Raw genomic sequence first — 21,820 nt, forward strand, 5'->3', positions numbered from 1 at the left:
AGACCCCTCCCCAGGTCCCGCTCCCCAGCCCCGCCGGCCCCCCCTGCCTGCGGGGCTTTTTATTTCTGGCGTCGCCAGAAATAAACCCAAAGTTTCGCGATGCAAAACTTTGGGCCCCCGCGCCGATGCTTCCAATCCCTGCGGCTGCCGCCGCGCCCCCTTACCAAGGGGGCTGGTGCTCCGTTCTGGGGCGCCGCGACTTTTTCATATCCCGTCATCCCGGCGCAGGCCGGGATCCAGGCCGTCACGTCCTCCGTCGGCGCGCTTCACACCTCGCCCCTTACCAGCGCGACCGTTGGCCGTTAGCGTGGCGGCATTCCAACGGTTCGGGAATGCCCATGTTCGAGATGTCGATGCCGTGGTGGGAGTTCGTGCTGCGCGCGGTGGTGGTGTACGCGGTGCTGCTGGCGATGATCCGGCTGTCGGGCAAGCGGACGATGGGGCAGTTCACCGCGTTCGACATGCTGCTGATCGTGCTGCTCGGCAACGCGGTGCAGAACGCGCTGCTGGGCAAGGACACCTCGATGACCGGCGGGCTGCTGCTGGCGGCGACGCTGATCGTGCTGAACTGGACGGTGGGCCTTCTGACCGCGCGCAGTCGCAAGGCCGAGCGCCTGCTGGAAGGCGCGCCGGTGGTGCTGGCGCGCAACGGGCACATCTACCGCGATGTGCTGCGCCGTGAACTGGTCAGCCGCGACGACTTCGCCAAATCGATGCGCGAGGCCGGTTGCAGCGAGGTCGATCGCATCCACCTCGCGCTGCTGGAAACCAATGGCCACATCACCATCCTCCTGCGCGATCCGCCCAAGGGCGGCGACGAAGGTGTGTGATCGGCGCGCTCAGCCCAGCTCGGACAGCCAGTCGCGCGGGCGCAGGTAGTCGGCCAGTCGCGCTTCGGCGCTGCCTTCTTCCGGCGTGAAGCCGTATTCCCAGCGCACCAGCGGCGGCAGGCTCATCAGGATCGATTCGGTGCGTCCGCCCGATTGCAGTCCAAACAGCGTGCCGCGGTCGAAGACGAGGTTGAACTCGACATAGCGCCCACGGCGGTAGAGCTGGAACTGGCGCTCGCGATCGCCATGGGGCGTGTGCTTGCGGCGTTCGACGATGGGCAGGTACGCGTCGAGGAAGCCGTCGCCCACCGCGCGCAGGTACGCGAAGTCGCGCGAGGCGTCTTCGTGCAGGTCGTCGAAGAACAAACCGCCGACGCCGCGCGTCTCGTTGCGGTGCTTGAGGAAGAAGTACTCGTCGCACCAGTGCTTGTGCTTGTCGTAGCGCGCCTGGCCGCCGAAGGGCTCGCACAGCGCGCGCGCGGTGCGGTGCCAGTGCAGCACGTCCTCGTCGACGGGATAGAACGGCGTGAGGTCGAAGCCGCCGCCGAACCACCAGGCCACGGTTTCGCCGTCGCGCACGGCGCGGAAATGGCGCACGTTCGCGTGCGTGGTCGGCAGGTGCGGATTACGCGGGTGGAACACCAATGAAACGCCGACAGCGCGCCACGATGCGCCGGCCAGCTCCGGCCTTGCGGCCGTGGCCGACGGCGGCAGTTTCGTGCCGGACACGTCCGAGAAGCCGATGCCCGCCTGCTCGAAAACCGCGCCGTCGCGCAGGATGCGCGTGCGGCCGCCGCCTCCTTCGGCGCGCTCCCACAGGTCTTCGCGGAAGCGGGCGCTGCCGTCGGCGGCCTCGATCGCCGCGCAGATGCGGTCCTGCAAGCCGGCGAGGTAGGCGCGGACGTCGTCGAAGCCGGGGGCGGGCTCGGTCATGTTCACAAGAACGTAGCGGGGACGGCGCGCATGATAGCCGCCGCCCGTTCAGGGGAACGTCGAAGGACCGGCATGCGCGCGCAGCGAGCCGGCGCCGGGGCGTTCCGGATCGATTGGTGTGGGAGGTGTGTCGTGCGCATGCTCCGCCCGTGGTGTGTCCTGTCCGTCGTGCTGATCGCCGGACTGTCCGCGACCTCATGCAAACGCGAGGCCCAACCGGCCGCGACCCCGTCTGCCGCCAAGGCCCCGGTCACGGTGCCGCCCACCGCACCGGCCACGGCGCCGGCCGAGCGCGTGTTCGGTCAGGAAGAACTCGACCAGATGGTCGCGCCGATCGCGCTGTATCCCGATTCGCTGCTGACGCAGGTGCTGATGGCAGCCACGTATCCGGGCAACGTCGCCGATGCGGTGGCGTGGTCGAAGGCCAATCCCGACGCCAAGGGCGACGAGGCGGTGAAGCAGGTGGCCGCCCAGCCGTGGGATCCGAGCGTGCAGTCGCTGGTGGCCTTCCCGCAGGTCATGGCGACGCTGGGCCAGGATCCGGGCTGGGTGCAGCGTCTGGGCGACGCCTTCCTCGCGCAGCCCGGCGACGTGATGGACGCGGTGCAGCGCCTGCGCCGCGCCGCGCAGGCCGCGGGCAACCTGCAATCCTCCGAGCAGCAGAAGATCACCGTGGTGCCCGCGCAGGCCGCGCCCGCACCGGCGCCCGCGCCGTCCGATGGTGGCGCGCCGCCGCCGCCGGCCAGCAGCGAGACCATCATCCAGATCGAACCGGCCAATCCTGAGGTCGTCTACGTCCCCTCGTACAACCCGACCACGGTCTACGGCGCATGGCCGTATCCGTCGTATCCGCCCGCGTACTACCCGCCGTCGCCGGCGTGGTATCCGGGCAGCGCCATCGTCGCGGGCCTGGCATTCGGCACCGGCGTCGCGGTCGCAGACGCCTTGTGGGGCGATTGGGACTGGCACGGCGGCGACGTCGACATCGACGTGAACCGCTACAACAACATCAACGTCAACCGGCAGATCGACGCGAACCGCAACACATGGCGGCACGACTCGAACTTCCGCGGCGACGTGCCGTACCGCGACGCGCGCAGCCGTCAGGAGTTCGGCCAGCAGCGCCTGCCCGGTGCGGAGAACCGCCAGGCGTTCCGCGGCAACGACGCCGCGCACCAGGCCAGCCGCGATCGCGCGCGGCAGGAGATGCAGCGTCGTGGACTGGAAGCGCCCGCCGCGAGCAATCGCCAGGCGCAGGACCGTGCGCGCGAAGCCGGGCGCGATCTTCGCGACCGGCCGGCCGGTGGACTCGATGCGCGACCCGGGCAAGGTGGCGCCGGCACGCAGGCCTCGCGCGACCGTGCGCGTGATGTCGCGCAGAACCGCACGCAAGCCGGCGGTGGGCAGCGCGATCATGCGCGTGATGTCGCCAACGCCCGCACACAACATCCACAGGCCGGGCAGCACCGCGACGGCTCGCGTGCCAAGCAGGCGGGGCCGCGCACCGCGCACGCCAACACGCAGGCGCGTGAGCAGGCGCGCACGCAGCATCAGCAACGCTCGCAGGTGCACACGCCGCGGCCGCAAGGCGCTCAGGTGCAGCGTCAACAGAATCGCCCGCAACCGCGCGCTTCGCACGAAGCCTCGCGCAACAACGCATTCGCCGGCGCCAGCCATCCGCAGCAGGCGCGCGCGCAGGCCAATCGGGGCCAGGCGAGCCGGCAGAGTTCGCAGCGGCCGCAGTCGTCGCGCGGATCGGGTGGGCACCAGGTGCAGCGGGCCCAGCACGGCGGAGGCGGCGCGCGGCGCCGCGGTTGAGCGTTCAGATCGACGAGGAGGATGCGATGAATCGTCCCATGCGGATCGCGCTGGTCCTTGCCATGACGATGGCCGCCACGCCCGTCTTCGCGCAGAGCGCCTATCCCACCGCCGAGGCGGCCGCCGACGCGTTCGTCGCCGCAGTGGAGAAGCGCGACCACCCGGCGATGCAGAAGGTGCTGGGCGCGCAGTGGCGCGACTACATTCCGACCGAAGGCATCGACCAGGAAGACATCGACGCCTTCCTCGCGCAATGGAAGCTATCGCATCGCATCCTCGCCGAGGGTGCGACGGCGAAGGTCGCGGTAGGCAACGACGGCTGGACGCTGCCCATCCCGCTGAAGCAGGAAAAGGGCGGGTGGCGCTTCGATACGAAGGCCGGCGGCGAGGAAATGCGCGTGCGTCGGATCGGCCGCAACGAACTGGCGGTGCTGCAGGCGGTGCAGGCGTATCGCGATGCGCAGCTGGACTACGCCGAGACCGACCACAACGACGACGGCGTGCTCGAGTACGCGCAGCGCATCCTCAGCAGCGACGGCGAGCACGACGGCCTGTACTGGCCCGATGACGACAGCGGCGACGTGAGTCCGCTCGGCCCGATCTTCGGCGACGACACGCCCAAGGGCGATTACCTGGGCTACCGCTATCGCATCCTCACTGCGCAGGGACCGTCAGCGCCCGGTGGTGCGCGCAATTACAGGATCGGCGATCGCATGACGCGCGGTTTCGCGCTGGTCGCCTGGCCGGCGAAGTACGCCGACACTGGCGTGATGAGTTTCATGATCGGCCCGGACGGGCAGGTGTTCGAGAAGGACCTGGGCCCGAACGGTGAAGCGCTGGCGAAGGCGATGAAGGCCTACGATCCGGATAGCAGTTGGACGGATGCGAAGGTGGATGCGACGGCTGCGACGACCCCGTAGCCCCCCAATCCCTCTCCCCTTGCGGGAGAGGGACAGACCGCCGGAGGCGGTCAGGGAGAGGGCCGTGACGTTGCCCGACCCCTCTCCCTCGGCCGCTGCGCGGCCTTTCCCTCTCCCGCAAGGGGAGAGGGAAAACCGGATCACTTCAACGTCCGCTCGAACAGCTCGTAAATGCGACGGTACTCGTCGTACCAGCTGTCCGAGCGCGTGAAGCTGTGGCGCTCCAGCGGATACGGCGCGATCTCCCACTTGTCCTTGCGCAGTTCGATCAGGCGCTGCGACAGCATCACCGAATCCTTGAAGAACACGTTGTCGTCGATCATGCCGTGCGCGATCAGCAGGTTGTCCTGCAACTTGTCGGCGTAATTGATCGGCGAAGAGACCTGGTAGGCCTGCGGATCCAGTTCGGGCGTGTTGAGGATGTTGCTGCTGTACTCGTGGTTGTACTGCGACCAGTCCGCCACCGGGCGCAGCGCGGCGCCGGCCTTGAACGTGCCGGGCGAGCGGAACAGCGCCATGAACGTCATGAAGCCGCCGTAGCTGCCGCCGTAGATGCCGGCGTGGTCCTTGTCGCCCTGCTTGTTGGCGACCAGCCAGTCCAGGCCGTCCAGGTAGTCCTCGAGTTCCGGATGACCCATCTGGCGGTAGATCGCCGTGCGCCAGTCGCGGCCGTAGCCTTCGCTCGCGCGGTAATCCAGGTCGAGCACCACGTAGCCCTGCTGCACGAGCAGGTTATGGAACATCTGCTCGCGGAAGTAGTTCGGATAGCGCTCCGACACGTTCTGCAGATAGCCCGCGCCGTGCACGAACATCACGATCGGATACTTCCTGCCCGGATCGAAGTTCTTCGGTCCGTAGAACTTGCCCCACACCACGCCGGCGCCGTGCTTGCTCGGCACTTGCACGTACTGCGGCGCGATCCACTCGCGATTCTTGAACTCGGGCTTGCGCGTGTCGGTGAGCTGCGTGGCGTTGCCGCCGGCCGCGTTCACCACCGAAATCTGCGGCGGCATGTAGCTGGCCGAATGGCGCACGAGGACCTTGCTGCCATCGGGCGAGAGCGAGAAGTCCTCCACGCCGTCGAGCGAAGTCACCTCGCGCACGTCGCCGCCGCTGCGCGGCACGGCGCAGACTTCGTAGTCGCCCGGCCACTTGCGGTTGCAGGTGAAGAAGAACGTCGTGCCGTCGGCCGAAAGCGTCGGCGTGGAGACTTCCCACTGGCCCGAGGTGAGCTGGCGCGACTTGCCGTTCTCGTTGACGTACAGGTGCGAATAGCCGCTGCGCTCGGACAGGAACCACAGCGCGCCGTCGCCGGTCCAGCCGAAGTCGTTGAAGCCCCAGTTGATCCACGCCTTGTCGGTGAGGCGGTCGCGCGTGACCAGCTTCGCGTTCGCCAGGTCGATGCTGGCGATCCAGCGGTCCTTGTTGTCCACGGCGCGCACGAGTAGCGCGACGTTGCGGGAATCGTCGCTCCAGTGGATCGCCGGGCCGCTGCCGTCGCCGTCGCTTTCGATGCGAACCGCGCGGTCGCCCTTCAGCGGATCCTGCTTGGCGGCCTTGCGCATCGCGGCGAGCGGATCGTCCTGGATGCCCGGCAGCGAATCGAACTTCAGCTCGGTCGCCTTGGACGCATTCACGTCCACCAGCCACAGCTTGTGCGGCAGCGGATCGTTGCGGCCGACGCGCGTGCGCACGTCCTCGAATTCCTCGTAACCGGACTCGGTCACGTACTTGGGCATCTTGCCGGCCTGGCCTTCGTCGGCGCCCTTGGCGGTGGTGACCACGAGCAGCCACTTGCCGTCAGGCGAAAGCGCGCTGTCGACGACCGCGACGTCGGTGCCCAGGTACGTCGGCGCGGGTGCGCGCGTGGGATCGGCGCGGCGCCAGGCGTCGTTCTGCTCGCGTGCGGCGTCGCGCGTTTCCTTGTCCTTCTTCAGCGTCGCGATCATCGCGAGCTGGCGCTCGCGCAGGTCGTCGGGCTTGGGCGCGGCGGCCGGGTCCTTCTCGGCCTTCACCACCGCGGCCTGGCCGACGCCCTGGCCGGCACGCCACTGGTACCAGTCGTTGCCCTGGCGGAAGACCAGGTTGCCGTCGCGGCTCCACTGCGGCGTGGCTTCGTCGGCGTTGCTGCGCGTGACCTGCGTCAGCGCGCCGGTGCGCAGGTCGCGCACGAAGACGTCGCCGTTGCGCACGAAGGCCGCGCGCTGGCGCGAGGCGTCGTATACCGCGCGCGGTGCATCGAGATCGGCGCGCGCGGCGCCATCCAGCTTCACCGCGGTGCCGCCGGCGATGCCCTGCTGGTACGTGTCGCGGATCGCGGCCCCTTCACGCTTGAGCTGGTACTGAACCCGCTGACCATCCCAGGCCCACCAGGCTTGTTCGACCGGAGGCCCGATCCAGTCGGGATCGGCCATCGCTTCGGTCAGCGTGACCGGCGTCTGCGCGTTCGCGGCGCAGGCCAGGGTCGCGCCGGTCAGGAAAAGGGCGGAGGCCGCCAGGGAAGTGATGCGGAAGGGTCGCGATGGCATGTGGTCGTACCGGGACGGTTGGACAAAACCCCCGCAGCCTAGCAGCCCGCCGCTTTGCCGGATCGGGCCATGCGTCATGGATGCGCAGGGCCAGCGCGGGCCGGCCGGACCCGGTCCCGCCGGGGTAGGACATTCTGGCGCACGACACACGCGCCACGCCGGTCGCACACTTCGCACCCGGCCAACATCGATGGAGTGACGCCGTGGACGCCCTGCTGCTCTCGCGCATCCAGTTCGGGTTCGTGATTTCGTTCCACATCCTGTTCCCGGCTTTCACGATCGGCCTGGCGAGTTGGCTGGCCTTCGTGGAATGGCGTTGGCTGCGCACGCGCGACACCCTCTGGCGCGACCTCTACTTCTTCTGGACCAAGATCTTCGCCGTGTCCTTCGGCATGGGCGTGGTGTCGGGCATCGTCATGAGTTTCCAGTTCGGCACGAACTGGGCGACGTTGAGCGAGCAGGCCGGCAACATCCTCGGCCCGCTGCTGAGCTACGAAGTGCTCACCGCGTTCTTCCTGGAAGCGACGTTCCTGGGCGTGATGCTGTTCGGCTGGGGCCGGGTGAGCGAGAAGCTGCATTTCCTGGCGACGGCGATGGTCGCGCTGGGCACGCTGATCTCCACGTTCTGGATCATCGCCGCCAACAGCTGGATGCAGACGCCGCAGGGTTACACCCTCATCGACGGCGTGTTCCACCCCGAAAGCTGGTTCGAGATCATCTTCAACCCATCGTTCCCCTACCGTCTGGCGCACATGGTGCTGGCGGCATTCATCACCACGTGCTTCGTGATCGGCGGCGTCGCTGCGTCGTACCTGTTGCGCGGCGTGCACGTGGATGCGGGCAAGCGGATGCTCAAAGCCGCGGTGATCTTCGCCGCGATCACCGTGCCGATGCAGGTTTTCGTCGGCGACCAGCACGGCCTGAACGCGCTGGAGCACCAGCCGATCAAGGTCGCGGCGATGGAAGGCCACTGGGAGCATTACCCCAAGGGCGAAGGCGTGCCGCTGGTGTTGTTCGGGATGCCTGACGAAGAGGCCGAGCGCAACGATCTGGAAGTCGCGGTACCGCGACTGGGCAGCGTGATCCTCACGCACAGTTGGGACGGCGAGATCCCGCCGCTGAAGTCGGTGCCCGCCAGCGAGCGGCCGCCGGTTGCGCCGGTGTTCTGGGGTTTCCGCGTGATGGTGGGCCTGGGCACGCTGATGCTGCTGCTGACGCTGGCGTCGCTGTGGTTGTTCTGGCGCGGCCGCCTGTATCAGTCGCGCGTCGTGCTGCACGGTTGGCGCGCGATGATGCTGTCGGGCTTCGTGTGCATCCTCGCGGGCTGGTACGTGGCCGAGATCGGCCGCCAGCCGTACGTCGTCTACGGCCTGCTGCGCACCGCCGATGCGGTGAGCCCGATCCTCGCCGCGGCCAGCGTGCTGACCTCGCTGATCGTCTACGCGGTGGTGTACAGCATCGTGTTCGGCGCCGGCATCTGGTACCTCAGCCGGCTGGTGAAGAAGGGCCCACTGCCGCACGAACCGCCGCAGCACACGCAGGGCGGCGACAAGACGCCGGCGCGTCCGCTGTCCGCCGCGGGCGAGAACCTCGAGGAGGGCGTGTGATGGACATGGCCACCGTGCTTCCCGTGATCTGGTTCGGCGTGATCGGCTTCGGCGTGCTGATGTACGTCGTGCTCGACGGCTTCGTGCTCGGGCTCGGCATCCTCGCGCCCTTCGCCGAGGACGAACACCAGCTGGATCACATGATGAACACCGCCGCGCCCATCTGGGACGGCAACGAAACCTGGCTCGTGCTGGGCGGCGCGGGCCTGCTGGCCGCGTTCCCGAAGGCCTACGCCGTGGTGCTATCGGCGTTGTACCTGCCGGTGCTGATGATGCTGATCGCGCTGGTGTTCCGCGGCGTCGCGTTCGAGTTCCGCTTCAAGGCGCAGCGAAGCAAGCCCGCGTGGGGCGTGGCGTTCTCGCTGGGTTCGATGGTGTGCGCGTTCGCGCAGGGCGTGATCCTGGGCGCGCTGGTGGAAGGCATGCCGCTGCAGGACGGCAAGTACATGGCCGGCGCGTTCGGCTGGTTCAGCCCGTTCTCGATGCTGACCGGCGTCGCGGTGCTGTTCGGCTACGCATTGCTGGGTTCGACCTGGCTGATCCTGAAGACCGAAGGCCGCATGCAGGACATCGCGCGCAATCTCGCGCGGCCGCTCGTGCTGGTCGTGGTGGCGTTCATGGGGCTGGTGAGCGCGTGGTTGCCGTTCCTGGACTCGCGGATCATGGCGCGCTGGTTCGACGGCGGAAACTTCTGGTGGCTGGCGCCGGTGCCGCTGCTGGCGCTGGTGAACGCGTTCGGCTTGTGGCGCGCGGCCATGCAGCGGGGCCGCGACGCGACCCCGTTCGTGCTGACGCTGTGCTTCTTCGTGCTGGGCTTCATCGGCCTGGTGCTGGGCATCTGGCCGAACATCGTGCCGCCGGGCCTGACCATCTGGGATGCGGCCTCGCCACCGTCGTCGCAGGGCTTCGTGCTGGTGGGCCTGATCGTGCTGTTGCCGGCGATCCTGGGCTACACGTACTGGTCGTACAGCGTGTTCAAGGGGAAGGTCGCGGCGGACTCGGGGTATCACTGAATTCGGGAATCGGGAATCGGGAATCGGGAATCGGGAATCGGGAATCGGGAATCGGGAATCGGGAATCGGGATTCGGGATTCGGGATTCGGGATTCGGGATTCGGGATTCGGGATTCGGGATTCGCAGGAGCACGTCATTCCCGGCTTCGCGGGAATGACGGCGGAAGGGTGGGGGCTCGGCGATGGGTTTTCCGAGGGGCCACCGCTGGCGCAATGGAGCGTTGGCTCGCCCGGGAGCGGCGCCCTTCACACAAGCGCTTTACGAATCCCGAATCTCGAATCCCGAATCCCGGCCTTCCAACGGTATGCTGTGGCGAAATTCTCGCCGCGCCGTCCCCCAGCGCGCCACGCTGCCGAAACGATGCAAGCCTACGTCTACAAGAGCCTCCGCAAGGCCGACACTTATGTTTATTTCGCGGCGCGCGACGACTTCGCGCGCCTGCCCGAACCGTTGCGCACGCAGCTGGGTTCGCTGCAGTTCGTGCTGGAATTGGCACTGACCCCGGAACGCAGGCTGGCCCGCGAGGACGTCGCCGTCGTGCGCGAAAACCTCGTCATGCGCGGCTTCCACCTGCAATTCCCGCCCAGCGTGGAAGACCCGATGCGGGAGGACTGGGGCACCGATGCCTGAGCAGACGCCGACCTCCCGCGCTCCGCGCACCGTGTCCTGGCCGATGCGCATTGGCGGCGTGCTCGCCGGTGGTGTGGCGCTGGGCCTTCTGGCCGGATTCGGCGGCGTCGTGGCCGCCCTCGCGGGCACGCTTGCGCAGCCGCTGAATGCGCTGGCCGTGCGCGCCTGGCGCGACGGCGGCCTGCCCGCGCGTCGTGAGGCCCTGCGCGATGCGCTCGCCCTTGCGCTGGCCTGGGCCGGCGCGGTCGCCGTGCTGGCGGCGATCGTTGCCTGGCCGCTGTCTTCCCTGCGCGAGAACGGCTCGCTGGCCTCGGCCCTCGGGCTGAGTGCGGTCGTCGGCCTCGTCCTGCTCGGCCTGTGGCGGCTGTGGCCGCTGTGGCTCGGCCTGGAGCGCGACGGCGGCCCGCTGCGCGAACACTGGCATGCGCTGGGCGAACTCGAGCTGGGCGCCTGGCGTGGCCTGGGCGTCGCCGCGATCGTGCTGGCGCTGGCCGTGGGCGTGGTCCTGCTCGCGTGGCCGGGGCTGCTCGGCGGCGGTGCGCGCTGGGCCTTCGCGGCCGTGCTGGCCGTGGGTGCGCCGGCGCTGCACGCCTTGCTGCAGCAGATCGAGCCGGCCGATCCCCTGCCCGGATTCGCCTTCGACGAAGACGACGAAGACGAGGAACCCGAAGCGCCCATCGCGCTGGCCGAAGGCGAGCCGCTGGCCCCGCTGCTCTATGCCGCTGCGCGTGCCGGACGTGTCGAACGCGCGCTGGAACTGATCGAACTGGGCGCCGATGTCGGTGCGGGTCCGCCGCCCGACGACCGCGACCAGCGCAACCTCGCCGTCCTCGCCGCGGTGCTGCCGGACCTGCGCCTGCTGCGCGCGTTGATCGCCAACGGCGCCAATCTCAATGCCAGCCACGCCGGCATGACGCCGCTGCTCGCGGCCACGCGCGACAGCTGGCACGGTCGCCCCGACGCGGTGATGACCCTGCTCGCCAACGGCGCCGATCCGCGCCTGACCGACAACGAAGGCAACACGCCGCTGCATCACGCCGCGCGCAGTTCCGATCCGGGCGTGGCGGCACTGCTGCGCGATGCCGCGGCCGAACTCGACCCGCTCAATCGCGATGGCCTCTCGCCGCTGGGCGTGGCGTGCGCGGTGGGCAACTGGAGATTGGCGAAGTTCCTGCTCGAGCGCGGTGCGCGTCCGGAGCCGGCGGACGGCCAGCCGGCGCTGCTCGCCGCGGCGGGCGGCGAGGAAGACGACCCGGCGGGTGTCGCATTGCTGCTCAAGCACAAGGCGAAGGTCGACGCGCGCGACCGGCGTGGCCGCACCGCGCTGCACGAGGCCGCCTTCGCCGGACACGAGGACATCGCCGCCACGCTGCTCGGTGCCCACGCCGATCCGACTATCCGCGACCACGACGGCCGCACCCCGTTCCTCGACGCCGCACGCGCCTCGCGCGAAGCGCTGCTCGGCCGCCTGCTCCAGCACCTCCCGCGTGGCGGTGCCGAGGCCGCGACCACCGCCGATGCACGCGGCCGCACCGCGCTGATCCTGGCGTGCATGGCCGATGCGCCTTCGCCATCGCTGGTGCAGACGCTGCTCGACCTGGGAAGCGAGGCCGAACACCGCGACGCCGACGGCAAGCGCGCCATCGATCGTGCAGCCGAGGCAGGACGCTGGTCGCTGGTCGCCGCGCTCGATCGCGCCTACCCGCTGCCGGCCGCGCTGAGCGAAGACGCCGACGAAGAGGCGCCGTTGCCCGATCGCGCGCCGACCGTGCTGTTGCGCGATGGCCTGCGCGACGGCCGTGCCGAGGAACTCGGTGGCCTCGCCCAACTGCTCAGTGCGAAGGAACGCGGCGCGCTCCTGCACGACGAGGACGCCGTGGGTTCGGCCGCGCGCGTGCGCTGGCTGCTCGCGCAGGGCGCGGACCCGGAGGTGCGTGATCCGCAAGGCGACACGCCCATGCAGGCGCTGCTCGCGCGCGGTGCGGAGGCCGAACCGTCGGTGCGCGCGCTGCTGCAGCACGCGGTGTCGCCCGCCGGCGCAGGTGGACTGGCGCGCTTCCTCGCGGCTTCGCAGGGCGCGGCCGATGCGGCCTCGCTGGAGGACCTCGCACTGGAACTGCTCGAACGCGGCGCCGACCCGTTCGCGCGCTCGCCGGCGGGCGATCCGCCGCTGGCGCTCGCGGTGCGCCAGGGCTGGGCGCGCCTGCTCGATCGCCTGCTCGCCATCGGTGTCGACCTCAATGCGCGCGACAGCCACGGCATGAGTGCGCTGCACTTGGCCGCCGCGCTCGGCCGCGACGGCATGCTCAAGCGGCTCGTCGCGCACGGCGCCGCGCCGGACCTGCTCGCGGCCGACGGTCAGACGCCGCTCGGTGTCGCGCTCTCTTCCGGCCGACGCGACCTGGCCGACTGGCTCGATTGGCGCGGCTGGCCGCTGCCGAAGCGTCCGCTGCAGGCGCAGGACGTGCCCGCCGCCGCCATCGTCGGTGACGCGGATGCGGTCCGTCGCCTGCTCGACCTCGGCCTGCCGGTCGACGCCGCCGACGCACAGGGCTGCACCGCGCTGCTGCGCGCGGCCGGCGGCGGTCATCGCGCGGTGGTCGACCTGCTGCTGGCGCGTGGCGCCGATCCGGAACGCACGGCGAACTCCGGCGCGACGCCGCTTTCGGCCGCCGTGAGCATGCGTCACGCCGAAATCGTGGACCGCCTGCTCGCGGCGGGCGCGCCGCTGGAACAGCGCCTGCCGGGCGACCTGACCGTGCTCATGGTCGCCTGCGCACTGGGCCTGACCGATCTGGCCGCGCGCCTGCTCGCCGCGGGCGCGGACGTGCAGGCCAGCGACGCGCAGGGCCGTCAGGCGCTGCATTGCGCCGCGATGTATGGCTTCAACGCGCGCGAGCGTTCGCGCCTGGTGGCCATGTTCGACACGCTGCTGCTGGCGGGCGTGGATGCCGACCAGCCGGCGGCAGGTGCGACGCCGTTGCTGCTGCTGCTCGGTGCGCGCGCCGAGCCGGGCACCGCGGCCGATGAAGACGTGCTGATCGCGGGCCTGCAGTTGCTGGTCGATCACGACGCTTCGCTTGACGCGAAGGATCCGCGTGGCTTCGGCCCGCTGCATCTGGCGGCGCTGCATGGCCTGCTGCGCGTGGTGCAGTTCTTGCTGCGCGCGGGGGCCGATCCGGACCTGCGCGATTCGCTCAACCGCACGCCGCGCGAGATCGCGGTGATGCGCGGGTTCATCGATATCGCGGCGGAATTTGCTCCGCCGGCGTCGGGGCAGAACATGTCGATGGCGAGGTTCCTGCGCGAGCCGCGGTGAGTGGCTCGCTCTGGGCGGCGCTGGGTCGCTACGACGCGATGCCGGTGGAGGTCATGCTGTTCGTACCGTTATCCCGGCGAAGGTCGGGATCCAGGCCCGTAACGCAAGGGCACTCCCTCTGCGATGAACCACCTCACCGTCATCCCGGCGAAGGCCGGGATCCAGGCCCGCAGCGCGCGGGCACTCCGATGACGGCGAACCTTGTCACCGTCATTCCAGCGAAAGCTGGAATCCATTTTGATTTGGCTTTCTCAGGCTTCTCAAAGAAGGAGCAATAGCAAAGCTTCCGATCGGCTACGCCGCTCGGGTCACTTTTCTTTGCTTGCCCAAAGAAAAGTAACCAAAAGAAAGGGCCTTCCATTTGCCCAAACCAATCCCACGACCGGACAGCGAGTAGGCGCGTTCGCGATTCGCCATCCCTGGCTCAGCGCTCACCGCCGCACATCCATGTGCGGCGCCCTTCGGGGCTAGGGGCCTGAAAGGCTGTTCGACAGCAACAGCAACAGCAACAGCAACAGAAATCCTTCGTCGGGATGAAGGTATTTCGGATGACGGTGTGTCAGGGTGGGACAGTGCAACAGGATGAGGACGTTCTCCTCACTCCTCTTCGTCCACCGATGCCAGATCATTGCGCGTCGCATCGGCAAGTTCGTTGAGCACGCCCGCGCCGCTGTCGGCGTTGAACAACTCTTCAAGCTCGCGGCGTGCATCCTGCGTGGATTGCAGCAGGGCGTCCTCGTCGTCGCGGATGAGGTACTGCGCGCGCAGCAGTCGTGCGTCGTGGTCGCGGAACTGTTCGGCGTGGACGCGGGCGACGTCTTCGGCGACGCCGAGTTCCACCAGCACCTTCTCGCCCATCTTCAGGCTGCTGTAGAAGGTCTCGCGAATGGCGCGCGCGCCCAGGTCCATCAGTTCCCACGCGTGGCGGCGGTCACGGGCGCGCGCGAACACCGTCGCGTCCGGATACAGCCGACGTATCGTCTCCACCGTGCGCAGGTTTTCCTCGACGCTGTCGATGGCGATGACGAACACTTTCACCTGGTCCGCGCCGCAGGAGCGAAGCAGGTCCGGCTTGGCCGGATCGCCGTAGTACACCGGATTGCCGAAGCGGCGAACGAAGTCCACCTGGTCGGCGCTGTGCTCGATGGCGATGAAGCGCGTGCGTTGCGCCAGCAGCATGCGTGCGACGATCTGGCCGAAGCGACCGAAGCCGGCGATCAGCACTTCCGGCTGGTCGTTGGGAATGGCGTCGAACGCGCGCGGCTGCGTGCGCCGCGCGGCGACGGAGAGCACGCGCGAGACGGCGATCACCAGCAGCGGCGTGAGCGCCATCGACATGCCCACTGCGGCAACGAGTCGGTCGCGCGTGGGGTCATCGATCAGACCGGACTTCACCGCTTCGTTGAAGATCACGAAGGCGAACTCGCCGCCCAGCGCGAGCACCGCGCCCAGGCGCAACGATTCACGCGTGTCCAGGCCGCCGGCAGAGCGGCCGACGGTAAACAGGATCGCGAACTTCGCCGTGAGCAGCGCAACGGTCATGCTGGCGATGAGCACGGGCTCGGACAGCACGCGCGTGAGGTCGATGCTCATGCCCACGGCCATGAAGAACAGACCCAGCAGCAGGCCCTTGAACGGGTCGATCTGCGCTTCGAGTTCGTGGCGGTATTCCGAATCGGCCAGCAGCACGCCGGCCAGGAACGCGCCCAGGCCCGCCGACAGGCCCGCGCCCTGCATGATCCATGCGGTGCCCAGCACCACCAGCAGCGCTGCGCCGGTGAACACTTCCGGCATCTGCGCGCGCGCGACGATGCGGAACACATGCCGCAGCAGAACGCGTCCGCCGATCACCACCGCGGCGATCGCGCCCAGCGCTTTGACGATTTCGTCCCAGCCCAGTTCCGCGTCCACCGCGCCGGCGCGGCCGAGCAGCGGGATCGCCGCCAGCAGCGGGATCGCTGCAAGGTCCTGGAACAGCAGGACGGCGAAGGCGAGGCGGCCGTGGTCGGTGGTCATCGCCTTGCGTTCGGACAGCAACTGCAGGCCGATGGCCGTGGACGAGAACGCCAGGCCCATGCCGATCACCAGCGCCGCCTGCCATGACATCCCGGTGAGCATCGTCACGCCGCCGATGGCGAGCGTGCTCAGCACCACCTGCGCTCCGCCGGCGCCGAAGATCGGCTTGCGCATCACGCGCAGGCGCGCGGGGGAGAGTTCCAGGCCGATCACGAACAACAGCATCACCACGCCGATCTCGGCGGCGGTCAGTACCGGCTCGGCATTGGCGACGAAGCGCAGCCCGTATGGCCCCAGTATCACGCCGGCTGCCAGATAGCCCAGCACCGCGCCCAGCCCGAACCGGCGGAACACCGGCACCGCGATCACCGCGGCCAGCAGGAACACCAGTGCCAGTTCTAGTCCGCCGCCATGCATGTAAACGCCTCCGTTCCGGGATTATGCACGCCGACATGTGGTCCAGGCGTTGCCGGATGGGCAACGCTGCAAGCCGTGTTCGGCGCGAATCGTTGTGGACCGCGCGCATGGCCGGTAGGCTCGGCACGGGGCCATCCGGGGGGCGCAAGGCGCGGGATGGCGTGCCGCAAGGGGGCACGACACGGAGGCGTCATGGCACTGCGATCCAGAGTGAACGGACGAGCGCACCATTGCGCGCGACAGTCCGATCTCGCGGTCGCCCGATTGCTGACCGACGGCATCGCACACGATTCCAGGGGAATTCCATGCGGAGAGATTTCATGAAGCGAACGGATATCGCCGTGATGGCGCTGGCGCTTTGCGCCGTATTCGGCACGGCCTCGGCCGCCACGCCGAAGCAGACGCCGTTGGTCGACCAGGTCGAAACCAGCGTGATGTTCACCGGCACGATCGACATCGAACCCGACGGCAGCGTCAGCGGCTATGCCATCGACGAGCCGGAGAAGGTGCCGTTCGCGTCGCGCGTGATGGACCGTGCGCGCGGCGCGTGGAAGTTCGAACCGGTGCTGGTGGACGGCAAGGTGGCGAAGGTGCGCACGCCCATGCGGGTGCGACTGAGCGCACGCCAGGCAGCCGACGGTGGCGTTGCCGTGCGCATCGTCGGCGCCGGATTCGGTGGATCGCCGAAGGACGAGGAATGGGTGGTCGCCAAGGAGCGGATCAGGCCCAAGTATCCGAAGGATGCGTACTTCTACGGTGTTCGTGGTGCGGCGTACGTGGTCATGCGCGTCGGCCGCAGCGGCGATGTGGAGGACGCCTTCGTAGAGCAGGTCAACCTGCGCGTCGTCGACAGCCTGAAGGACATGGCGAACTGGCGTCGCCTGCTGGGCGAATCCGCACTCGCCACCGCGCGCAGGTGGAAGTTCGTCACGCCCACGCACGGTGAGGACGCCGACGATCCGGCGTGGCTCGTCCGCGTGGCATTCGACTTTGCCTCGCCCGAGGAGAAGCACACCGAATACGGTCGCTGGGAAACGTACATTCCCGGTCCCCGCGCGAAGGCGCCCTGGCTCGCCGAGGCCGATGCGTCGGTGGGCGCGGACGCCTTGGCCGCAGGCGGAATCGAGCCGATCGGCAAGGGGCCGAGACTGCTGACGCCGCTGGAGGGGAGTTGAGAGACGGTGCGCGCGCGAAGCGGTGGACCGCTGAATCGCGACACGCGAGGGGAGCGCCCGCGACCCTCGCGCAAAGAAAAACGCCCCGGAAACCGGGGCGTTTTCTGTTGAAGGCGATCGGTAACGATCAGCGCTTCATCGAACTGAAGAACTCGTCGTTGGACTTGGTCGTCTTCATCTTGTCGAGCAGGAACTCCATCGCGCCGATCTCGTCCATGCCGTGCAGCAGCTTGCGCAGGATCCAGATCTTCTGGAGCAGTTCCGGCTCGATCAGCAGGTCTTCGCGACGCGTGCCGGAGCGGTTGATGTTGATGGCCGGGTAGACGCGCTTCTCGGCGATGCGACGGTCCAGGTGCACTTCGGAGTTGCCGGTGCCCTTGAACTCTTCGTAGATCACCTCGTCCATCTTGCTGCCGGTGTCGATCAGCGCGGTGGCGATGATGGTCAGCGAGCCGCCTTCTTCCACGTTACGCGCGGCGCCGAAGAAACGCTTCGGACGATGCAGCGCGTTGGCGTCGACGCCGCCGGTGAGCACCTTGCCCGAGGACGGCACGACGTTGTTGTACGCACGCGCCAGTCGGGTGATGGAGTCGAGCAGGATCACGACGTCCTTCTTGTGCTCGACCAGGCGCTTGGCGCGCTCGATCACCATTTCGGCGACCTGCACGTGGCGGCCGGCCGGTTCGTCGAACGTGGAGGAGACGACTTCGCCGCGCACGGTGCGCTGCATTTCGGTCACTTCTTCCGGGCGCTCGTCGACGAGCAGCACGATCAGGTGCACGTCGGGATGATTGCTGGTGATGGCCGTGGCCACCTGCTGCATCATCATCGTCTTACCGGCCTTGGGCGGCGAGACGATCAGCGCGCGCTGGCCTTTGCCCTGCGGCGCCATCAGGTCGAGGATGCGGCCGGTGATGTCCTCGGTGCTGCCATCGCCGCGTTCCAGGCGGAACTTGCGGCGCGGGAACAGCGGCGTGAGGTTCTCGAACAGGACCTTGTTCTTCGACGCTTCCAGCGGCTCGCCGTTGATCGTGTCGACCACGGCCAGGGCGAAGTAGCGTTCGCCGTCCTTCGGCCAGCGGATGCGGCCGGACAGGTGGTCGCCGGTGCGCAGGTTGAAGCGGCGGATCTGGCTGGGCGAGATGTAGACGTCGTCCGGGCCGGCCAGGTAGCTGGCCTCGGCGGCGCGCAGGAAGCCGAAGCCGTCCGGGAGGATTTCCAGCACGCCGTCGGCGGCGACGCCTTCGCCGTGGCGGGTCAGGACCTTCAGGACGGCGAAGATGACGTCCTGTTTGCGGGCGCGCGCGACGCCTTCCTGGATCTGGAGCTGGTCGGCCACGTCCAGCAGCTTCGGCGTGGGCATGCGCTTGAGGTCGCCCAGCGAGTACTGCGGGAAGCCTTCCGGCACCTGCGGGTGCGGGCGCGGGACGAAGTTCTCGCCGTTGCCGCCTTCATCCTGCATGCCGCCGTTCTGGTCGCGGTAGCGCTCGCGCTGGCGATCGCGGCGGTTGCGGAAGCGGTCGCGGCGGTTGTTGCCGCGGTTGCCGCCTTCGAAGTTTTCGCGCTGGCCGCCTTCGCCGCCCTGGCCGGAGCCACCGTCGGCGCGGGATTCGGACGAACCGCCGCCGTCGGCGGCCGGGGCCGGCGCTTCGGCGCGCGGCGCGGGCGCTTCGGAGGCGGGCGCGGGAGCGGGCGTGGAGTCGGCGACGGCCGGCGCGTTGTCGGCGGCCTTGCTCACGCGCGCCTTGCGCACGCGCTTCTCGGCGACTTCGCCGGCGTCAGGGGTGTTATCGGACAAGCAGGGAATCCTCGCTAAGCGGCGAGCGCTCGCAGCGGCGAGCGGAACGTCAGGGACGATGGTTTCGAAAGTGGGGTGCGGCGCGAGACGGGTCTGGACGGTGAGGTCACGGACGATCAGGTACGCCGGGTGGAATGAAACTAGCACTGCCCAAGCGCGGCGGCAAGCGCCGGGGACAGGGCTCGTTCACTTCCGTGCGGTGGCCGCGCAGGCCTTGCATCAGTGGGGCGACGGGCCCGGAGAACGCGGCGGGGCAAGGCGCTGGATGGCCCTGGCCCCGACCCTCTCCCCGCGGGGGAGAGGGGGTGCTGCGAAAAAGCGTCAGATGGCCTTGTCGATCATCTGGGTCAGCTGGGCCTTGCCGACGGCGCCGATCTGGGTCGCCTGGACCTGGCCGTTCTTGAACAGAAGCAGCATCGGGATCGAGCGGACGTGGTACTTCATGGCCGTCGCGCGGTTGTGGTCGACATTGACCTTGGCGATCTTGACCTTGCCGTCGTAGGCCTGGGCGAGCTCGTCCAGGGCCGGGGCGATCATCTTGCAGGGGCCGCACCATTCGGCCCAGAAATCGACCAGAACGGGTTCGGACGACTGCAGCACGGCGGCATCGAAGTCGGCATCGCCAACGTGCAAAATTTTCTCGCTCACGGGACTCTCCTGCGGATGGGGCATGGCGGACGGCCCGGGGCCGCCCCGCCGACGAAAAGGTCGGCCCGGCTTGCCCGACGGGCGTGCCGGATCGGTCGTTACGGTAAACTGGGGCGTTTCGCGGCGACTTCAAGTCCAGCCGAGCCGTCCGTCCAGACGATTCCGGACCCCGTCACCGATACTTCCCGAGCCGGCGCCCGACCGGGCCCGGCCTTGGCAGTCTGCGTTGCGGACGCCACCCAAGCAAGCACGCCAACGCAACATTGCATGCCGCAACTGCACGGCGCGCGTGGACTTCGAATCTGATGAGCGACAAGCCTTTAACCGACATTTCCTTTTCTTCCTTCGACCTGCATCCGAGCCTGCTGGCCGGGTTGGAGGCCGCAGGCTTCACCCGCTGCACGCCGATCCAGGCGCTGACCCTGCCGATCGCCCTGACCGGGCGTGACGTCGCCGGCCAGGCGCAGACCGGCACCGGCAAGACGCTGGCCTTCCTGGTGGCGGTGATGAACCGCCTGCTGACCCGCCCGGCGCTGGCCGAGCGCAAGCCGGAAGACCCGCGCGCGCTGATCCTGGCGCCGACGCGCGAGCTGGCGATCCAGATCCACAAGGACGCCGTGAAGTTCGGTTCCGACCTGGGCCTGAAGTTCGCCCTCGTCTACGGCGGCGTCGACTACGACAAGCAGCGCGAGCTGCTGCAGAAGGGCGCCGACGTCATCATCGCCACGCCCGGCCGCCTGATCGACTACGTCAAGCAGCACAAGGTCGTGTCGCTGCACGCCTGCGAGATCTGCGTGCTCGACGAAGCCGACCGCATGTTCGACCTGGGCTTCATCAAGGACATCCGCTTCCTGCTGCGCCGCATGCCGATCCGCACCGAGCGCCAGACGCTGCTGTTCAGCGCCACGCTGAGCCACCGCGTGCTGGAACTCGCGTACGAGCACATGAACGAACCCGAGAAGGTCGTCGTCGAGACCGAGTTCATCACCGCGGCCAAGGTCCGTCAGAAGGTCTACTTCCCGGCCGACGACGAGAAGATCCCGCTGCTGCTGGGCCTGCTCTCGCGCAGCGAAGGCGCGCGCACGATGGTGTTCGTCAACACCAAGGCATTCGTCGAACGCGTCGCGCGGGCGCTGGAGCGCGGTGGTTACCGCGTCGGCGTGCTGTCGGGCGATGTGCCGCAGAAGAAGCGCGAGTCGCTGCTCAACAAGTTCCAGAAGGGCCAGCTCGAAATCCTCGTCGCCACCGACGTGGCCGCGCGCGGCCTGCACATCGACGGCGTCTCGCACGTCTACAACTACGACCTGCCGTTCGACGCGGAGGACTACGTCCACCGCATCGGCCGCACCGCGCGACTGGGCGCCGAGGGCGATGCGATCAGCTTCGCCTGCGAGCGCTACGCCATGAGCCTGCCGGACATCGAGGCCTACATCGAGCAGAAGCTGCCGGTGGCGGCGGTCGAGCCGGACCTGCTGATCGCGATTCCGCGCGCACCGCGCGAGCTGCCGGAAGGCGCCGAGGGCGAGGCCGACGGCGAGCAGGAAAGCATCGGCGCGATTTTCAAGGAGGCGCGTGAACAGCGCGCCGCCGACGAGGAACGTCGTGGCGGTGGTCGCAAGGGCGGCCCGGGCCACAAGGGTGGCGGCCGCGGCGAAGGCCGGCGCGAAGGCGGTCGTGGCGAACGCCGCGACGGCGCCCCGCGCGGCGAGCGCAAGCCGCGTCCGCAGCCGGAAGCCGTCGCCGCGCCGGTGGCCGCCGAAGCCTCGACCATCCCGACACCCGACACCGAGCGCGCCCCGCGCAAGCGTCGTCGTCGTCGCGGCGGTCGTCGCATCGAGGGCGCCGATGGTGCCGTGCAGGCCGCCTCGGCCGCACCCGCGCATGCCGGTCCGAAGTCGCCGACCCAGGTGCACGCCCAGAAGGTGTCGCCCAAGGCGGCCGCGAAGGACGGCGACAAGCTCGGCTTGCTTCACCGCATCGGTCGCGGCCTGAAGTCGTTGATCTCGCGCTCGCCGCGCAGCCAGCACTGATCCGCCCCGGCGCCGATTCCCATTCGGCGCCGGCCACGCGAACCGCGTCGCGATTTGCGCGCGGCGATCGTTGTTCGCCCTAGCCATCGCCGCCCGTGCCGCCGATACTGGGCGGCACATGTGGGTCACCGGTGAGC

At 68.8% G+C, this 21,820-nt stretch carries 14 protein-coding genes; 9 read left to right on the forward strand and 5 right to left on the reverse strand.

Features of this window, described 5'->3' with window-relative positions; genetic code table 11:
- Positions 1-332: 332 nt before the first annotated feature.
- Positions 333-830 (forward strand): YetF domain-containing protein, encoded by a 498-nt coding sequence (locus AAFF32_RS04560; protein WP_342316613.1) that lies wholly within the window; start codon positions 333-335, stop codon positions 828-830.
- Positions 831-839: 9 nt separating this feature from the next.
- Here the strand turns inward: AAFF32_RS04560 and hemF are convergent, their stop codons facing one another.
- Positions 840-1,763, reverse strand: a complete 924-nt coding sequence (gene hemF / locus AAFF32_RS04565; RefSeq protein ID WP_342316614.1) for an oxygen-dependent coproporphyrinogen oxidase — start codon at positions 1,761-1,763, stop codon at positions 840-842.
- A gap of 138 nt (positions 1,764-1,901) precedes the next feature.
- Between hemF and AAFF32_RS04570 the strand changes: the two genes are divergently transcribed.
- Together AAFF32_RS04570 and AAFF32_RS04575 are read left to right on the forward strand one after the other, a co-directional pair.
- Positions 1,902-3,581: a DUF3300 domain-containing protein gene (locus tag AAFF32_RS04570; RefSeq protein ID WP_342317225.1), complete on the forward strand. Its 1,680-nt coding sequence runs from the start codon at positions 1,902-1,904 to the stop codon at positions 3,579-3,581.
- 26 nt (positions 3,582-3,607) lie between these two features.
- Complete coding sequence (locus AAFF32_RS04575) at positions 3,608-4,501, forward strand: DUF2950 domain-containing protein (RefSeq protein WP_216964550.1); 894 nt, start codon at positions 3,608-3,610, stop codon at positions 4,499-4,501.
- A gap of 140 nt (positions 4,502-4,641) precedes the next feature.
- Here the strand turns inward: AAFF32_RS04575 and AAFF32_RS04580 are convergent, their stop codons facing one another.
- Positions 4,642-7,029 (reverse strand): S9 family peptidase, encoded by a 2,388-nt coding sequence (locus AAFF32_RS04580; protein WP_342316616.1) that lies wholly within the window; start codon positions 7,027-7,029, stop codon positions 4,642-4,644.
- Between the two features lie 203 nt (positions 7,030-7,232).
- On the opposite strand from AAFF32_RS04580, the gene AAFF32_RS04585 reads away from it, so the two are divergent.
- The 4 genes from AAFF32_RS04585 to AAFF32_RS04600 all read left to right on the forward strand — a co-directional run bounded on the left by AAFF32_RS04585 (position 7,233) and on the right by AAFF32_RS04600 (position 13,599).
- Positions 7,233-8,636 carry a cytochrome ubiquinol oxidase subunit I gene (locus tag AAFF32_RS04585; protein ID WP_342316617.1) on the forward strand — a complete coding sequence of 468 codons (1,404 nt, stop codon included), beginning with the start codon at positions 7,233-7,235 and terminating at the stop codon, positions 8,634-8,636.
- On the forward strand, positions 8,636-9,649 hold the full coding sequence (cydB, locus tag AAFF32_RS04590; RefSeq protein ID WP_216964544.1) for a cytochrome d ubiquinol oxidase subunit II: 1,014 nt from the start codon (positions 8,636-8,638) through the stop codon (positions 9,647-9,649). Before AAFF32_RS04585 ends, cydB begins: the two co-directional genes overlap by 1 nt.
- 361 nt (positions 9,650-10,010) lie before the next feature.
- A complete protein-coding gene (locus AAFF32_RS04595; protein ID WP_216964542.1) occupies positions 10,011-10,280 on the forward strand; it encodes a YcgL domain-containing protein in 270 nt (89 codons plus the stop codon).
- Between the two features lie 43 nt (positions 10,281-10,323).
- Positions 10,324-13,599 (forward strand): ankyrin repeat domain-containing protein, encoded by a 3,276-nt coding sequence (locus AAFF32_RS04600; RefSeq protein WP_342317226.1) that lies wholly within the window; start codon positions 10,324-10,326, stop codon positions 13,597-13,599.
- 597 nt (positions 13,600-14,196) lie between these two features.
- Here AAFF32_RS04600 and AAFF32_RS04605 read toward each other — a convergent pair.
- Positions 14,197-16,032, reverse strand: a complete 1,836-nt coding sequence (locus tag AAFF32_RS04605) for a monovalent cation:proton antiporter-2 (CPA2) family protein (protein ID WP_216964541.1) — start codon at positions 16,030-16,032, stop codon at positions 14,197-14,199.
- A gap of 320 nt (positions 16,033-16,352) precedes the next feature.
- Between AAFF32_RS04605 and AAFF32_RS04610 the strand changes: the two genes are divergently transcribed.
- On the forward strand, positions 16,353-17,207 hold the full coding sequence (locus tag AAFF32_RS04610) for a protein tonB (RefSeq protein WP_342316618.1): 855 nt from the start codon (positions 16,353-16,355) through the stop codon (positions 17,205-17,207).
- Between the two features lie 127 nt (positions 17,208-17,334).
- On the opposite strand, the gene rho is transcribed toward AAFF32_RS04610, so the two are convergent.
- Positions 17,335-19,005, reverse strand: a complete 1,671-nt coding sequence (rho, locus tag AAFF32_RS04615) for a transcription termination factor Rho (RefSeq protein ID WP_342316619.1) — start codon at positions 19,003-19,005, stop codon at positions 17,335-17,337.
- Between the two features lie 321 nt (positions 19,006-19,326).
- Entirely contained in the window at positions 19,327-19,653 is a 327-nt protein-coding gene (gene trxA, locus AAFF32_RS04620) for a thioredoxin TrxA (protein ID WP_216964534.1), read from the reverse strand.
- 305 nt (positions 19,654-19,958) lie between these two features.
- Here trxA and rhlB point away from each other — a divergent pair, with 305 nt between their 5' ends.
- On the forward strand, positions 19,959-21,683 hold the full coding sequence (rhlB, locus tag AAFF32_RS04625; protein ID WP_216964532.1) for an ATP-dependent RNA helicase RhlB: 1,725 nt from the start codon (positions 19,959-19,961) through the stop codon (positions 21,681-21,683).
- The last annotated feature ends 137 nt before the right edge of the window (positions 21,684-21,820 follow it).

The organism is Lysobacter sp. FW306-1B-D06B, assembly GCF_038446665.1.
Classification (GTDB): domain Bacteria; phylum Pseudomonadota; class Gammaproteobacteria; order Xanthomonadales; family Xanthomonadaceae; genus Lysobacter_J.

Bases quoted from the DNA above. Each gene is read 5' to 3' on its own strand.
- hemF (WP_342316614.1), bottom strand. From the start codon at position 1,763: ATGACCGAGCCCGCCCCCGGCTTCGACGACGTCCGCGCCTACCTCGCC.
- AAFF32_RS04570 (WP_342317225.1), top strand. From the start codon at position 1,902: ATGCTCCGCCCGTGGTGTGTCCTGTCCGTCGTGCTGATCGCCGGACTG.
- AAFF32_RS04600 (WP_342317226.1), top strand. From the start codon at position 10,324: ATGCGCATTGGCGGCGTGCTCGCCGGTGGTGTGGCGCTGGGCCTTCTG.
- AAFF32_RS04560 (WP_342316613.1), top strand. From the start codon at position 333: ATGCCCATGTTCGAGATGTCGATGCCGTGGTGGGAGTTCGTGCTGCGC.
- cydB (WP_216964544.1), top strand. From the start codon at position 8,636: ATGGACATGGCCACCGTGCTTCCCGTGATCTGGTTCGGCGTGATCGGC.
- AAFF32_RS04580 (WP_342316616.1), bottom strand. From the start codon at position 7,029: ATGCCATCGCGACCCTTCCGCATCACTTCCCTGGCGGCCTCCGCCCTT.
- AAFF32_RS04610 (WP_342316618.1), top strand. From the start codon at position 16,353: ATGAAGCGAACGGATATCGCCGTGATGGCGCTGGCGCTTTGCGCCGTA.
- AAFF32_RS04575 (WP_216964550.1), top strand. From the start codon at position 3,608: ATGAATCGTCCCATGCGGATCGCGCTGGTCCTTGCCATGACGATGGCC.
- AAFF32_RS04595 (WP_216964542.1), top strand. From the start codon at position 10,011: ATGCAAGCCTACGTCTACAAGAGCCTCCGCAAGGCCGACACTTATGTT.
- AAFF32_RS04605 (WP_216964541.1), bottom strand. From the start codon at position 16,032: ATGCATGGCGGCGGACTAGAACTGGCACTGGTGTTCCTGCTGGCCGCG.
- rhlB (WP_216964532.1), top strand. From the start codon at position 19,959: ATGAGCGACAAGCCTTTAACCGACATTTCCTTTTCTTCCTTCGACCTG.